At 74.2% G+C, this 14,588-nt stretch carries 11 protein-coding genes and 1 pseudogene; 9 read left to right on the top strand and 3 right to left on the bottom strand.

The window, feature by feature from the left end; translation table 11 throughout:
• Nucleotides 1-17 precede the first annotated feature (17 nt).
• Nucleotides 18-2,354 carry a bifunctional SulP family inorganic anion transporter/carbonic anhydrase gene (locus ACZ3IG_RS30420; protein WP_467436065.1) on the bottom strand — a complete coding sequence of 779 codons (2,337 nt, stop codon included), beginning with the start codon at nucleotides 2,352-2,354 and terminating at the stop codon, nucleotides 18-20.
• Nucleotides 2,355-2,723: 369 nt separating this feature from the next.
• Here ACZ3IG_RS30420 and ACZ3IG_RS30415 point away from each other — a divergent pair, with 369 nt between their 5' ends.
• Both ACZ3IG_RS30415 and ACZ3IG_RS30410 read left to right on the top strand, forming a co-directional pair.
• Entirely contained in the window at nucleotides 2,724-4,004 is a 1,281-nt protein-coding gene (locus ACZ3IG_RS30415; RefSeq protein WP_467436119.1) for a polysaccharide deacetylase family protein, read from the top strand.
• A 22-nt stretch (nucleotides 4,005-4,026) separates the two neighbouring features.
• Nucleotides 4,027-4,857, top strand: a complete 831-nt coding sequence (locus ACZ3IG_RS30410; protein WP_467436064.1) for a Fic family protein — start codon at nucleotides 4,027-4,029, stop codon at nucleotides 4,855-4,857.
• Nucleotides 4,858-5,246: 389 nt separating this feature from the next.
• Here the strand turns inward: ACZ3IG_RS30410 and ACZ3IG_RS30405 are convergent, their stop codons facing one another.
• Complete coding sequence (locus ACZ3IG_RS30405; protein ID WP_467436062.1) at nucleotides 5,247-6,131, bottom strand: HAD family hydrolase; 885 nt, start codon at nucleotides 6,129-6,131, stop codon at nucleotides 5,247-5,249.
• A 575-nt stretch (nucleotides 6,132-6,706) separates the two neighbouring features.
• On the opposite strand from ACZ3IG_RS30405, the gene ssd reads away from it, so the two are divergent.
• The 7 genes and pseudogenes from ssd to ACZ3IG_RS30370 form a co-directional block, all read left to right on the top strand.
• Entirely contained in the window at nucleotides 6,707-7,810 is a 1,104-nt protein-coding gene (gene ssd / locus ACZ3IG_RS30400; RefSeq protein WP_467436061.1) for a septum site-determining protein Ssd, read from the top strand.
• A 215-nt stretch (nucleotides 7,811-8,025) separates the two neighbouring features.
• On the top strand, nucleotides 8,026-9,189 hold the full coding sequence (locus ACZ3IG_RS30395) for a TadA family conjugal transfer-associated ATPase (RefSeq protein WP_467436060.1): 1,164 nt from the start codon (nucleotides 8,026-8,028) through the stop codon (nucleotides 9,187-9,189).
• A 1-nt stretch (nucleotide 9,190) separates the two neighbouring features.
• Nucleotides 9,191-10,132, top strand: coding sequence for a type II secretion system F family protein (locus tag ACZ3IG_RS30390; protein ID WP_467436118.1), 942 nt, complete (start codon nucleotides 9,191-9,193; stop codon nucleotides 10,130-10,132).
• Entirely contained in the window at nucleotides 10,129-10,920 is a 792-nt protein-coding gene (locus tag ACZ3IG_RS30385) for a type II secretion system F family protein (protein ID WP_467436058.1), read from the top strand. The genes ACZ3IG_RS30390 and ACZ3IG_RS30385 overlap by 4 nt, the downstream gene beginning before the upstream one ends.
• A 75-nt stretch (nucleotides 10,921-10,995) precedes the next feature.
• Nucleotides 10,996-11,226, top strand: coding sequence for a DUF4244 domain-containing protein (locus ACZ3IG_RS30380; RefSeq protein ID WP_467436057.1), 231 nt, complete (start codon nucleotides 10,996-10,998; stop codon nucleotides 11,224-11,226).
• Complete coding sequence (locus ACZ3IG_RS30375) at nucleotides 11,213-11,590, top strand: TadE family type IV pilus minor pilin (RefSeq protein WP_467436056.1); 378 nt, start codon at nucleotides 11,213-11,215, stop codon at nucleotides 11,588-11,590. The genes ACZ3IG_RS30380 and ACZ3IG_RS30375 overlap by 14 nt, the downstream gene beginning before the upstream one ends.
• Nucleotides 11,587-12,051 (top strand): annotated as a pseudogene (locus tag ACZ3IG_RS30370) (Rv3654c family TadE-like protein); the annotation flags it as partial. The gene ACZ3IG_RS30375 and the pseudogene ACZ3IG_RS30370, both read left to right, overlap by 4 nt.
• Here the strand turns inward: ACZ3IG_RS30370 and ACZ3IG_RS30365 are convergent.
• Entirely contained in the window at nucleotides 11,999-14,539 is a 2,541-nt protein-coding gene (locus ACZ3IG_RS30365) for a DEAD/DEAH box helicase (protein ID WP_467436055.1), read from the bottom strand. The pseudogene ACZ3IG_RS30370 and the gene ACZ3IG_RS30365 overlap by 53 nt on opposite strands.
• Between the last annotated feature and the right edge of the window lie 49 nt (nucleotides 14,540-14,588).

Raw genomic sequence — 14,588 nt, 5'->3', positions numbered from 1 at the left:
GCCGGCGCGCCGGTCGGTCAGGCGGGCTGGTCCGCTTCCCGGACGGGATCGAAGACCTCCGCGCCGGCTTCCTCCACGAGCAGGTACGACTGGGCCTCGCCCACATGGAAGTACATGCCGTGCAGTTCCAGCGTGCCCTCCCGCAGGGCGCGGGCGACCGACTCGTGGGCCCGCAGGTGCTCCAGCTGCTGGACCACGTTGGTCAGGCAGAGCAGCTCCGCGGTGTCGGCGGGCCGGCGTCCGGCCAGCGGCGCCCAGGAACCGTCGTCCTGGGTCATCCGCTCCAGACTCGGCCGGCCGTGCCGCAGCCACCGCTTCAGCGGCGTCAGCGCGCCCCCGGGCTCGGAGTGGAGGAGCGCGTGCATCGCGCCGCACCCCGAGTGCCCGCACACCGTGATGGACCGCACCTTCAGCACGTCCACCGCGTACTCGATGGCGGCGGCCACCGAGTCGTCGCCGCTCTCCTCGCCGGGCAGCGGGACGAGGTTGCCCACGTTGCGCACGGTGAAGAGGTCACCCGGTCCGCTGGAGGTGATCATCGAGGTGACCAGCCGGGAGTCGGCACAGGTGAGGAAGAGCTGGGAGGGCTGCTGTCCCTCGCGGGCCAGCCGGGCCAGCTCGCCGCGGACCAGGGGCGCGGTGTTGCGCTGGAAGACGCTGATGCCGCGGGCGAGGGCACGGCCGCTGGACCGTTCGCCCCCGTGCTGCGGCTCGCCGGTCGGGAGTGTGGGCGGCGGGGGTTCGCACTGGTGGTTGCGCCAGGCCGTCCAGGGACGGCAGCGGCAGTTCCCCGAGTCGTCGGCGGGTTCGGAGATGCGCGTGCCGGGCCGGCGGCCGGTGATGTCGACGGTGCCGCCCCGCGCGGTGTGCGTCTTCTGCCAGTCCTGGAGCGTCTCGTAGGCCGCGTGGTCCATGAACGAACCGTCCAGCTCCACGACGACGTCGGTCCCCTGGGGGACCTGGTGCAGGGCGCGGCTGAGCCGGGGCACCGCCAGGAACGTCAACTGGCCGCGCACATGGACGTGGTGGGCTCCTTCCGTCTCGGTGTGGGTGATGCGGGTGCGGGTGAGGCGGTGCAGGGCGACGCCGACGGCGACGGCGATGCCCAGCGCGACGCCCTCCAGGACGCCGAGGAACACCACGCCCGCGGTGGTGACCGCGTAGACCAGGACCTCACGGTGGCGGGTGACCGTGCGGATGTGGTTCAGCGACACCATCTGGATGCCGACGGCCATGACCAGGGCGGCGAGCGAGGCGAGCGGGATCAGCTCCAGCACCGGGACCATCAGCAGCGTGGCGATCACTACGAGAACGCCGTGCAGCATCGTGGAGTTCCGGCTCACCGCGCCCGCGTTCACGTTCGCCGTGCTGCGGACGGCGACGCCCGCGATGGGCAGGCCGCCGAGCGCGCCGGAGACGATGTTGGACGCCCCCTGGCCGAGCAGCTCGCGGTCGAGGTTGGAGCGTCCGACGCGGCCGGACAGGTCCGCGCGGGCGGCGACCAGCTTGTCCACGGCGACCGCGCCGAGCAGCGACTGCACGCTGCACACCAGGGTGATGGTGAGGACGGCGGCGACGACGCCGAGCGCCGGGCCGTCGGGCAGCGCGGCCAGCGCGTGGCTGCTCCAGGACGGCAGGTCGACCTTGGGCAGCCGGAGCCCGATGAGGGCGGCGACCGCGGTGGCCCCGGCGACGGCGACGAGCGCGGCCGGGATGGTGCGCAGCAGCTTCCCGACCCGGCCGGGGAGCCGGGGCCAGAGCAGCAGGAGCGCGAGGGTCAGCGCGCTCGCCGACACGTCGGCCGCGTGCAGGCCGGCCAACTGGGCGGGAAGCGCCCGCAGGTTGTCGGGGACGGAGCTCTGCGGGCTGCCGCCCAGGACGATGTGGAGCTGGGCGACGGCGATGGTGACGCCGATGCCGGCCAGCATGCCGTGCACGATGGCCGGGCTGACGGCGAGCGCCGTGCGTGCCACGCGCAGACAGCCCAGGCCGAGCTGGGCGAGGCCGGCGAGGACCGTGATGGCGCAGGTCGCGCGCCAGCCGTACTGCTGGATGAGGTCGGCGGTGACCACCGTCAGACCGGCGGCCGGTCCGCTGACCTGGAGCGGGCAGCCGCCGAGCCGGCCACCGACGATGCCGCCCACCGCGGCGGCGACGAGGCCGGCCTGGAGGGGGGCGCCGGTGGCGAGGGCGATGCCCAGGGACAGGGGAAGGGCGATCAGGAAGACCGCGATGGAGGCCGACACGTCGGCGCCGGCGATACGGAAGCGGCGCGGGCCCTGTGGCGGGCTGTGCGGCGGATGAACGTGCTTGGGACTGGCCGAGTCGGCACGGGTGGGAACGCAGGCTGACATGTTTTCCCGTCTCCTCCGGGGCTGCGCGGTCGCGTTGCTGGGTGGTCCCGCTCGGGGCGGGGTCGGTCGCGGCCGTGGGTCACGGCGTACAGCGGCGGGATGCCTCAGCGCCGAATTTCTCACGCTGAGTAAATGGATCGTAATGCAAAGTAAAGGCCGGGAATAGTTTTTGCCCCCATTTGGAGCAATGAAGCGCTCGTAAGGGTGAAGGGAGTTATTTCATCGGCTTGTCGTACTAATTCCTTCTCGGTTCCGTGCGAGCTTGTCGGCGCCGTCGGCACGGCACTGCCGGCGCGGCACCCGACATCGCCTCATCGGCGTTGGCCCGAGAGAAGGAAGAAGGTGGGCGGATTGGCCGCCAACCACAGGATCACCGCCCCCCGCAGGACCGCCGCCGGCCGTCGGGTCACCGCCGGTTCCGTGATCGCCGCGGTCTGCGCCGCGTCGCTGGCCGGCTGCGGCGCCGAGGACTCCGGCGCGGGCGCGCACGGACCGAGGGCGAAGCAGGCTCCGGGCGCGCACCACGCGGTCCGGCTGATCGGCGACGGATCCACCGCCTACACCGGCGCGCAGCCGCACCTGCCCAGACCCGAGCGGCTGAGGCCGGGCCAGAAACCGCCGCAGTTCGTGGTGTTCTCCTGGGACGGCGCGGGCGAGGACAGCCAGAAGCTGTTCTCCCACTTCCGCGAGGTGGCCAAGGCCAACGACGCGACGATGACGTACTTCCTCAGCGGCGTGTACCTGCTGCCGGAGGAGAAACGGGACCAGTACCGGCCGCCGCAGCACTCCCCGGGCAGCTCCGACATCGGCTTCGGCGACGAGCGGGGCATCGCCGACACCGTCGAGCAGCTCCGCCTGGCCTGGCAGGAGGGCAACGAGATCGGCACCCACTTCAACGGCCACTTCTGCGGCGCCGACGGCGGGGTCGGCGAGTGGTCGGTGGAGGAGTGGAAGGACGAGATCCGCCAGGCGAAGCGGTTCGTGAAGACCTGGAAGACCAACACCGGGTCGACCAAGGCCGCGCCGCTGCCCTTCGACTACGACAAGGAACTCATCGGCGCCCGCACGCCCTGCCTGGAGGGCCGGAAGAACTTCACCCGGGCCGCCGCCGAGATGGGCTTCCGCTACGACAGCAGCGGCGTCAACGACCAGGTGTGGCCCAAGAAGAAGAACGGCCTGTGGGACCTGTCGATGCAGCTGGTGCCCTTCCCCGGGCACTCCTACGAGCAGCTCACCATGGACTACAACTTCATGGTCAACCAGTCGGGCGGCACCACCCAGGGCGACCCGGCCATGCACGAGTACTGGGGCGACCAGATGCGCGACGGCCTCCTCCAGGGCTTCCGCCGCGCCTACGACGGCAACCGTGCCCCGCTGATCATCGGCAACCACTTCGAGTCCTGGAACGGCGGCACGTACATGCGCGCCGTGGAGGAGGTCGTCGAGGCGGTGTGCACCAAGGAGGAGGTGCGCTGCGTCTCCTTCCGGCAGCTCGCGGACTGGCTGGACGCGCAGGACCCGGGGACGCTGCGCAAGCTGCGCGACCTGGGTGTCGGCGAGGCCCCGGCCAAGGGCTGGGCGTCGTACCTGTCGGCCGACCCGGCACCGGCTCCCAAGGGGGTGCCCGGGGCGACGGCCGAGAAGCGGTGACGGCACGGCTACTGTCGTACTCATGAGTACGACAGGCGCGACCGCCGAGTCCGATCCCCTGGCGGCCCTGGGCGCGCTGCCCGGCGTGGCCGAGTCCGTGGAGTCCGTGCGCAAGGCCGTGGACCGGGTCTACGGCCACCGGATCATGCGGCGCCGCAGCAACGAGATCACCTCCGAGGCGGCGCTGCGCGGGGCGCGCGGCTCGGCGGCGCTCGCCGGTGCCGACTGGGCTCTGGAGGAGGTGCGCCGGCGTTCCGACTTCAGCGGTGACGGCGAGGCGCGCACGGTGGGCGCGGCGCTGCGGCTGACCGCCGAGGCGGGGCAGTTGCTGTCCGTCTGGCGGCAGTCGCCGCTGCGGGTGCTGGCCCGGCTGCACCTGGTGGCGGCGGCGGACGAGGACGACCGGGTGGGGCGCCCGCGGCAGGCGGGGGAGCCGGTCGACGAGCCCCTGGTCGAGCTGGCGCTGCCGGGTGCCGAGGAGGCGCACGGCCGCCTGGAGGGGCTGGCGGCCCTGCTCGTCGCGGGCAGTTCCGCGCCGGCGCTGGTGCAGGCCGCCGTCGTGCACGGCGAGCTGCTCGCGCTGCGCCCGTTCACCTCCCACAACGGCCTGGTCGCGCGGGCGGCCGAACGGATCGTCCTGGTCGGCAGCGGCCTGGACCCGAAGTCGGTCTGCCCGGCCGAGGTCGGGTACGCCGAGCTGGGCCGGGCGGCGTGTCTCACGGCCCTCGACGGATATGTCTCCGGGACCGCGGAGGGCATGGCCGCCTGGATCGAGCACTGCGGCAAGGCGGTCGTGCTGGGGGCGCGGGAGTCGACAGCCGTGTGCGAGGCGCTGCAGCGCGGGGCGGCGTAGGGGGACAGGGGGCAGAACGGGACAGGGGGCAGAACAGGTTGCGGCGGTACGGGAATCCGTACCGCCGCTGGCATGCTCACCGGGTTACCAGGCGTCCTCGTTATGTCGCCCATCAGGTCGGGAACTTCGCCCGTCACCTGGTGCGGCTGGCCCGTAATCGACGGGTCGACGTCGCGTGGGTGCCCGATGACCATGCTCGGTCCGTGGGGCCATGTGCGTTGTTGAGGAGATCCTCTCGGATGCCCTTGGTCTCGCGGGCCGTTGAGTCCTTTGTACTCCAGGCGGGGGACAAGCGGAAGTGGTGCCCACACTTCTTTACTTTTAAGTTCAAATTCAGCATTAAGTGCAAACGGGACGCGTGGGGGACCGGTGCGAGACCCGGTACGGCGTCACGCCGCCGTCGCCCGGCGCCGGCCGGCCGCGTACCAGACGAGCCCCGCCGTGGCCGCCGCGGCGCCTATCGCGGCGGCGGCGACCAGCGCCGGACGGGGCGGTACGGAGAAACCGGGGACGCGCTGCTTGAGCCGGACCGGCCGGTGGAAGTCGAGGATCGGCCACGCGCGCGCGAGTGCCTCGCGGCGCAGCGCGCGGTCCGGGTTCACGGCGTGCGGGTGGCCGACCGCCTCCAGCATCGGCAGGTCGGTGGCCGAGTCGCTGTAGGCGTAGCAGCGGGCGAGGTCGTACCCCTCGGAGGCGGCCAGCTCGCGGATCGCCTCGGCCTTCGTCGGGCCGTACGCGTAGTACTCCACCTCGCCGGTGAAGCAGCCGTCCTCGCCCACCACCATGCGGGTGGCCACGACCCGGTCGGCCCCGAGGAGCGCGCCGACCGGCTCGACGACCTCGGCGCCCGACGTGGAGACGATCACCACGTCCCGGCCGGCCGTGTGGTGCTCCTCGATCAGGGACGCGGCCTCGTCGTAGATGATCGGGTCGATCAGATCGTGCAGGGTCTCGGCGACGAGTTCCTTGACCTGCTCGACGTTCCAGCCCCGGCAGAGCGCGGAGAGGTACTCGCGCATCCGCTCCATCTGGTCGTGGTCGGCGCCGCCGGCGAGGAAGACGAACTGGGCATATGCGGTACGCATGACAGCCCTGCGGTTGATCAGGCCGCCTTGGTAGAACGACTTGCTGAACGTCAGTGTGCTCGACTTCGCAATGACCGTCTTGTCCAGGTCGAAGAAGGCCGCGGTGCGGGGTGTCGAGTGGGGCGCGGAGTGGGGCGCGGAGTGGGTCGACGAGTGGTTTTCCACGCCCTGAGCATAGGCGCACCCCATTCGGCGTATCGTGGGGCGTGTGGGTTTGCCTGAGAAGGCTCTCGGGTACACCATGGAAGTCACGGATCGTTCGCGACCGTGCTAACCCGGTCCGACTCCTCCCCCCCCGAGTCGGCCGTGGAGACGACCCCCGCTCTCCCCCCCGGCGGGGGTCGTCGCATGTCCGGACGGGTTTCTGCCTATGCCGCGGACGCCGGCCGCGACCTTTCTCTGATCATCCACGCTCGTCCTCCGTGATCGCTGAACGTCACTGTGGGTAGTCGTTGTGCTGCTCTGCGGCAGTCGTACCCAGTCCTGCGGGGAGTGTGCGGGCACTCACCGGTTCGGGTGACGGCGATATTCACAATCGCCGAGTTGTCCACAGTTATCGACCAAGATCCACACGATTTCCCGGATCGCTGCACCGTGATTCCAACGCGTCCCGGTCGCGCCGAGTTCACGGCGGCTTCCGTTTGTCGGACGCGGGCTGCCGGTTTTCGCCGGCCGCTCATATGGAGGCCGCTCGCCGGTTCTTCACACGATTGGGAATCGCGGGGCCCCACAGGCCGCGCGAGACGCCTGAGGGGGACACCACCATGACCGGAACAGTCACGCACGACCCGCCGTCCGCCGCCGGAGGACGGCAGAGCGGACCGCTGATCGTCACCGAGGATCCCGACCTGCTCGACGACCTGCTGCGGCTGTGCGCGGCGGCGGGCGCCACACCCGAGGTGCGTCCCACGGTGCCCGAGCGCCGGGGCGGCTGGGAGACCGCGCCGCTCGTCCTGGTGGGCGACGACGCCGCCCGCCGGGTGCGGGGAGCACCCCGCAGACGCCAGGTGGTGCTGGTCGGCCGTGACCAGGACGACCCCGGCGTATGGCGGCGCGCCGTCGAGATCGGCGCCGACCACGTCCTGATGCTGCCCGACGGCGAACAGTGGTTGATCGACCGCATCGCCGACGTCGCCGAGGGCGTCGGCCGCCCGGCGCTCACCGTCGGCGTCATCGGCGGCCGGGGCGGTGCCGGGGCCTCCACCCTGGCCTGCGCGCTCGCCGTCACCTCCGCACGGGAGGGGCTGCGCACCCTGCTGGTGGACGCCGACCCGCTGGGCGGCGGACTCGACGTGCTGCTCGGCGGCGAGACCACCGAGGGGCTGCGCTGGCCCGCGTTCGCCGCCTCGCGCGGACGGGTCGGCGGCGGCGCCCTGGAGGAGTCGCTGCCCGCACTGCACTCCCTGCGGGTGCTCAGCTGGGACCGCGGCGACCGCGTCGCCGTGCCGCCGCCGGCCGTCCGCGCGGTACTCGCCGCGGCCCGGCGCCGGGGCGGGGCGGTCGTCGTCGACCTGCCGCGCCGGATCGACGACGGGGCGGCCGAGGTCCTCGCCCAGCTCGACCTCGGGCTGCTCGTCGTCCCCGCCGAGCTGCGGGCGGTCGCGGCGGCGGGCCGGGTCGCCGCCGCCGTCGGCATGGTCCTGGGCGACCTGCGGGTCGCGGTGCGCGGGCCGTACGCGCCGGGACTCGACGACCGGGAGGTGGCGCGGCTGCTCGGACTGCCGCTCGCCGGTGAGGTTCCGGACGAGCCCGGGCTGCCGCGCGCCATCGACGGCGGCCGGCCGCCGGGGGCCGCCGCCCGCGGACCGCTGGCGCGCTTCTGCCGGGAGTTCTGGGAGCGGGCGCTGACGGAGGCGAGGACCGGATGAGGGCGCCGGAGGGACGGGACGGCCACCGGTACGCCGGTCACGGGAGGGGCGGTGGCGCCGTTCGGGAGCACCGGGCGTTCCCGGAGCCGGTGGGCGGTCGTGGTCCTGGGCGCGGGGGCGGTGTGGTGCGGGGCCGCCACGAGTCCTTGATGCCGGCGGATGATCGCGGTCGCGGGGGCGGTGCGGTACGGGGACGCCAGGAGCCCGGTGCCGGCATGCCGGCGGCACTGCTCGACGGCGTGCGGCGCCGGCTCGCCGAGAGCGGGGCGGAACCGACGCCCGCGCACGTGGCGCAGGCCCTGCGCGCGCAGGGACGCGTGCTCGGGGACGCCGAGATCCTCGGTGCCGCCGAGCGGCTGCGGTCCGAACTCGTCGGCAGCGGGCCCCTGGAGCCGCTGCTCGCCGACCCGTCGGTGACCGACGTACTGGTGTCCGCTCCGGACCGGGTCTGGGTGGACCGGGGCGGCGGTCTGGAGCTGACCTCCGTGTCCTTCACGGACGCCGGAGCGGTACGGCGGCTCGCGCAGCGGCTCGCGGCCGTCGCCGGGCGCCGCCTCGACGACGCCCGGCCCTGGGCCGACGCCCGGCTGCCCGACGGGACGCGGCTGCACGCGGTGCTGCCGCCGGTCGCCGTCGGCTGCGCCTGCCTGTCGCTGCGGGTGGTGCGTCCGCGCGCGTTCACGCTCGACGAGCTGGTCGCGGCGGGGACGGTGCCGCCGGGCGGCGACCGGGTGCTGCGCGCCCTGCTGGACGCCCGGCTGTCCTTCCTGGTCAGCGGCGGTACGGGCAGCGGCAAGACGACGCTGCTGAGCGCCCTGCTCGGGCTGGTCGATGCCGGGGAGCGGATCGTGCTGGCCGAGGACTCCGCGGAGCTGCGGCCGGACCACCCGCACGTCGTACGCCTGGAGGCCAGACCGGCCAACCAGGAGGGCGCGGGCCTGGTGACGCTGGAGGACCTGGTGCGCCAGGCGCTGCGGATGCGGCCGGACCGGCTGGTCGTCGGCGAGGTACGGGGACCCGAGGTGGTCCATCTGCTGGCGGCCCTCAACACCGGCCATCAGGGCGGTTCCGGAACCGTCCACGCCAACGCCGCGGCGGACGTCCCGGCCCGTCTGGAAGCGCTCGGCACGGCCGCAGGCCTCGACCGGGCCGCCCTGCACAGCCAGGTGGCCGCCGCGCTGTCGGTGCTGCTCCACCTCGTACGGGACCGCACCGGGCGGCGGCGGATCGCGGAGGTGCGGGTGCTGGAGAGGGACCCCGCGGGGCTGGTGCGGACGGTGCCGGCGCTGCGGTGGGGCGAGGAGGCCTTCGTGCCGGAGCGGGGGTGGGCGCGGCTCAGGGGGCTGCTGGCAGGTGAGGGGAGTACGGGGGGTGAGTGAAGTGAGCGAGGTGAGCGAGCTGTCGACGGCGGCGGCCCTGGTCTGTCTCGCAGCCGCCGCCTGGCTGGCCGGTGAGCGGCAGTCCGGGGCGCGGCGGGCACGTCTGCTGCTCGCGGGCGGCGGGGCCGGCGGCGAGGCGGGAGGCGGGGCGGACGGTGGTGTGGGCGGTGGTGCGGGCGGGAGCGGAGCGCCGGGAGCCGATCGGGTGACGGTGAGTGTCATCCGGCTGACGGACGGGCTGCGCCGGCTCCGGGGGCGGCTGCGGGCCGAGTGGTGGTCCCCGGTGGCCGGGCTGGTGCTGGCGTTGCTGGGGACGTCGGTCCTGCCGCTCGTCATGGGAGCGGCCGGGGTTCCGGTACTGCGCCGGGCGCGGCTGGCCGGCCGGGCGCGACGTGCCCGGGAGCGGCGGCAGGACGCGGTGATCGCGCTGTGCGCGTTCCTGGCGGGCGAGGTACGGGCGGGACGGCAGCCCGGTGAGGCGCTGCTGTGCGCCGCGCGGGAGTCCGGCGGGCTCGGCGACGGGCAGGCGGCGGTGCTGGCGGCGGCCCGGTTCGGCGGGGACGTGCCGGGCGCGCTCGCGACGGCGGCGCGGCAACCGGGTGCCGAAGGGCTGCGGGGCCTGGCCGCGTGCTGGCGGGTCGCCGTCGACCAGGGCGCGGGTCTCGCCACGGGACTGGACCGGCTGGCGGGGGCGCTGCGTGCCGAACGGGACCGACGGGCCGATCTGCGCGCCCAGTTGGCCGGGGCCCGGGCCACCGCCGTGATGCTGGCCGGCCTGCCGGTCCTGGGCCTGCTGTTCGGGGTGGCCCTCGGGGCCGATCCGCTGCGCGTCCTGCTGCACAGCGGGGCGGGGCTGGGCTGTCTGCTGGTCGGCGGCGTGCTGGAGGGGCTCGGGATGTGGTGGGTGAACGGGATCGTGCGGCGAGCGGAGGCGGAGGCGTGAACGGGAATGTTGTCCACAGCCTGGGGGCGGTCATGGGGACGCTGTCGCTCGCCGGGTGGCTGGTGGGGTGGGCGTGGGACGCCCGGCGCGAGGGAAAGGCACGGCGTCGGCTCACCGCGCTGCTGCTTCCGGGGCGGACGCGCGGCGCCCCGCGGGTGGACGCCCTCGGCCGACGGCTCCGCGCGTGGCTGCCCCTGGTGGGCACGGCGGGCGCGGGATGGGCGCTGGTCGGCGGCGGCACGGGCCTTGTGCTGGGGACGGCCGTCGCGGCGGGGCTGTGGCACTGGCAGCGGCGGCGGCCCCCCACGGGCACCGCCGCCCGGAGCGACGGTGCGGACGCGGCACGGCAACTGCCCCTGGCGGCGGACCTGCTGGCGGCCTGCATCGCGGCGGGGGCCGGCCCGGTGGACGCCGCCCGGGCCGTGGGCGATGCCCTCGGCGGTCCGGTCGGCGATGCGCTGGCCCGTGGCGCGGCGGAGGTCCGGCTGGGCGGTGAACCGGGCGGCGCGTGGCGCGAGTTGGCCGTGGTGCCGGGTGCCTCCGCGCTGGCGCGCCTGCTGGAACGTGCCGACGAATCCGGGCTGCCCGCGGCCGGCCCGGTCGCGCGTCTCGCCGGACAGGCCCGCGCGGACCGGGCCCGCGCGACCACGGCACGGGCCCGGCGAGCGGCCGTCGCGGTGACCGCACCGGTGGGCCTGTGCTTCCTGCCCGCGTTCATCGCGGTGGGCGTGCTGCCGGTGGTGATCGGTCTGGCGGGCGGGGTGCTGGGAGGGGGAGGTGGTGGCTGAGGCGGCGCCGGGCGATGCGGACGAGTGAGAACAGCGAGAAACGTCAGAAAAGCAGTGAATCCCACGGGGGTCGAGATGGGTCGAATGGTTCGGGCGCGGTTGCGTGCCCTGGTGTGCAGGGTGCGTGCGGTGCGCTGGACGGGCGGAGCCGCGCGGCGGGACGCGGGAATGGTCACGTCGGAGTACGCGATGGGCATCGTGGCGGCGGTGGCGTTCGCGGTGGTCCTCTACAAGGTGGTGACCAGCGGAACGGTCAGCGGTGAGCTGGAACGCATCGTCAAGCAGGCGCTCGATGCGCGGATGTGAGAGGGGCGCGGGCCGCAGGGCCGACGGGGGGTTCGTGACCGCCGAGACTGCCGTGGCGCTCCCGGTGCTGGTCATGTTCGCCATGGCGTTGGTGTGGGCGCTGCTGGTGGTGGCCGCGCAGATCCAGTGTGTGGACGCGGCCCGCACCGGGGCCCGCGCCGCGGCCCGGCAGGATCCCGCCGAGGCGGTCGTCGAGGTCACCCGGGCGGCGGCTCCGGACGGCGCGGAGGTCACGGTCGGCCGGGAGGCGGAACAGGTCCGGGTGGTCGTGGTGGCGAGGCCACCGGTGCTGAGCGGGCTGCCGTTCGAGGTACGGGAGGAGGCCGTGGCCTCGGTGGAGCGGACGGTGGAGGCGGCGCCGTGAGGGGCGGCGGCGGGGGCTGTCGAGGGGCGCCTGGGCGGTTCCGGCGGTCCCAGCGGTTCCCGGCCCGCGGCCGGTACTCCTGCGGGCACTCCGGCCGGTGCTCCGACCGGCACTCCGACCGCGGCTCCGCCACCGTCTGGAGCGTCGGTGTCATCGCGGTGCTGTGCGTGGTCTTCGGCGTCGTCCTGGCCCTGGGGCAGGCCGTGGTGGCCCGGCACCGGGCGGCCGGCGGTGCCGACCTCGCGGCACTCGCGGCCGCGGACCACTGGGCGCGGGGCGGTGCCGGGGCGTGCTCCAGTGCGGACCGGGTGGCCCGGGCGCAGGGCACGCGGATCGTGCGGTGCGTGCTCACCGGGCAGGTGTCGGACGTGACGGCCGCGTCGGGGCGGGGGCCGTTCGCGGCGCAGGTCAGGGCCCGTGCGGGCCCGGCGACGGCACTTCCCCCGGCGGCTCCCCCGCCTCGCCCGGAGCCTCCTGCTCCCGTACCGGCGCCCCCGCCTCCCCCGGAGCCCCCCGCAGCAGCACCGTGAGCAGCCGTACCGCGCCCCTCTTGTGCAGCGGGTCGTTGCCGTTGCCGCACTTGGGGGACTGGATGCAGGACGGGCAGCCGGCGTCGCACTCGCAGGAGGCGATGGCCTCGCGGGTCGCGGTGAGCCACGCGCGGGCCGTGTGGAAGGCGCGCTCCGCGAAGCCCGCGCCGCCGGGATGACCGTCGTAGACGAAGACCGTGGGGAGGAGCGTGTCGGGGTGCAGGGGGATGGACACGCCGCCGATGTCCCAGCGGTCGCAGGTCGCGAAGAGGGGCAGCATGCCGATCGACGCGTGTTCGGCGGCGTGCAGGGCGCCGCCGAGGATCTCCGGGTTGATCCGGGCGGCGTCGAGCTGGTCCTCGGTGACCGTCCACCACACGGCTCGGGTGCGCAGCGTACGGGGAGGCAGGTCGAGTTTCGTCTCGCCGAGGACTTCGCCGGTGATCAGCCGGCGGCGCAGGAAGGAGACCACTTGGTTGGTGACCTCGACGGAGCCGTAGCACAGGCGGCCGTCGCCCCAGGGGACCTCGATGTCGGTCTCCAGGACGGAGATGGCGGTGGTGTCACGGGCCACCGTGGAGTACGGCGGACTGGCCTGTTCGACCAGGGCGACCGAGTCGTCCAGGTCGAGCGACCGGACCAGATACGTGCGCCCCTGGTGCAGATGGACCGCGCCCTCGTGGACCGTGGTGTGGGCGGCGCCGGCGTCGACCGTGCCGAGGAGCCGGCCCGTGCCCTCCTCGACGACCTGGACCGGGCGGCCGCCCTCGCCGCGGATGTCGGTGAGGTCGGCGGCCCGTTCGCGGCGCGTCCAGTGCCAGGCCCGGGTGCGGCGCCGGAGCAGCTTCGCGGCCTCCAGCTGCGGCAGCAGCTCCTCGCACGCCGGGCCGAACAGCTCCAGGTCCTCCTCCGTCAGCGGCAGCTCGGCCGCCGCCGCGCACAGGTGCGGGGCGAGTACGTACGGGTTGTCGGGGTCGAGGACGGTGGACTCCACGGGCTGGTCGAAGAGGGCCTCGGGGTGGTGGACGAGGAAGGTGTCCAGCGGGTCGTCGCGGGCGACCAGGACGGCCAGCGCCCCCTGCCCGGACCGCCCCGCCCGCCCCGCCTGCTGCCACAGCGAGGCGCGGGTGCCCGGATAGCCGGCGATCACCACGGCGTCCAGGCCGGAGATGTCGACGCCGAGTTCCAGGGCGTTGGTCGCCGCGAGCCCGAGGAGTTCACCGGAGTGCAGGGCGCGTTCGAGGGCGCGGCGTTCCTCGGGCAGATAGCCGCCGCGGTACGCCGCGACCCGCCGGGTCAGCGACCGGTCCACCTCGGCGAGGCGTTCCTGGGCGATGACGGAGATCAGTTCGGCGCCGCGCCGGGAGCGGACGAAGGCGATGGAGCGCATGCCCTGCACGGTGAGGTCGGTGAGCAGGTCGGCGGCCTCGGCGGTGGCGGTGCGGCGGACGGGTGCGCCCTTCTCGCCCTCCAGTTCGGTCAACGGCGGTTCCCAGAGGGCGAACACCAGTTCGCCACGGGGTGAGGCGTCGTCCGCGACCTCCACCACCGGCAGGCCGGTGAGCCGGCGGGCGGCCGTCGCGGGCTCGGCGGCGGTGGCGGAGGCCAGCAGGAAGACGGGGGAGGAGCCGTAGCGGGCGCAGAGCCTGCGCAGCCGGCGCAGGACCTGGGCGACGTGCGAGCCGAACACGCCGCGGTAGGTGTGGCATTCGTCGATGACGACGTACTTCAGCGCCTTGAGGAAGGAGGACCAGCGAGGGTGGGCGGGCAGGATGCCGCGGTGCAGCATGTCCGGATTGGTGAGGACGAAGGTGGCGTACTGACGAATCCATTCGCGTTCCTCGAACGCGGTGTCGCCGTCGTGGACGGCGGCGCGCACCGCGGTCCCGAGAGGTTGTGAAAGTTCCTTCACCGACCGGCACTGGTCCGCGGCCAGAGCCTTCGTCGGGGCCAGGTAGAGGGCGGTGGCGCCCCGGCCGTTCGGTGCTTCTGAGCCGTCCAGGAGGGCCGACAGGACCGGCACCAGATAGGCCAGGGACTTGCCGGAGGCGGTGCCCGTGGCGACGACCACCGAGTCGCCGTCGAGGGCGTGCTCGACCACTCGGGCCTGGTGGGCCCAGGGGTGTTCGATACCCGCTGCCCGCACCGCGGCGAGCACTTCGGGGCGAATCCGGTCCGGCCAGAGGGCATGGCGTCCCGCGCGCGGGGGCAAGTGCTCCGTATGAGTGATGCGCGAAGCCCGGCTCCGCCCCGCGGCGAGCCGGTCCAGGACCGCGCCCGGATCCAGCCGGGGAACGGGGTCCGTCGGGAGTCCATCGGAACGGTGATTCTTGGCCATCGGCACCGAGTCTGTCACTGGCGTGACGGACAATGGGACCAAGGCGTCGTGTACGCCTGCCGGTAAGTGATTGAATGCCATCGCGGCTGGCGAACCGTCCCGGGGGCTCCAAGCCGAGGTAACCCCGAGG

The organism is Streptomyces sp. NPDC016677 (assembly GCF_055562815.1).
This window is presented reverse-complemented; position numbering and strand designations above follow the sequence as displayed.

Bases quoted from the DNA above. Each gene is read 5' to 3' on its own strand.
- ACZ3IG_RS30420 (WP_467436065.1), bottom strand. From the start codon at position 2,354: ATGTCAGCCTGCGTTCCCACCCGTGCCGACTCGGCCAGTCCCAAGCAC.
- ACZ3IG_RS30410 (WP_467436064.1), top strand. From the start codon at position 4,027: ATGAGTACGACAGGCGCGACCGCCGAGTCCGATCCCCTGGCGGCCCTG.
- ACZ3IG_RS30405 (WP_467436062.1), bottom strand. From the start codon at position 6,131: ATGGGGTGCGCCTATGCTCAGGGCGTGGAAAACCACTCGTCGACCCAC.
- ssd (WP_467436061.1), top strand. From the start codon at position 6,707: ATGACCGGAACAGTCACGCACGACCCGCCGTCCGCCGCCGGAGGACGG.
- ACZ3IG_RS30395 (WP_467436060.1), top strand. From the start codon at position 8,026: ATGCCGGCGGCACTGCTCGACGGCGTGCGGCGCCGGCTCGCCGAGAGC.
- ACZ3IG_RS30380 (WP_467436057.1), top strand. From the start codon at position 10,996: ATGGGTCGAATGGTTCGGGCGCGGTTGCGTGCCCTGGTGTGCAGGGTG.
- ACZ3IG_RS30375 (WP_467436056.1), top strand. From the start codon at position 11,213: ATGCGCGGATGTGAGAGGGGCGCGGGCCGCAGGGCCGACGGGGGGTTC.
- ACZ3IG_RS30365 (WP_467436055.1), bottom strand. From the start codon at position 14,539: ATGGCATTCAATCACTTACCGGCAGGCGTACACGACGCCTTGGTCCCA.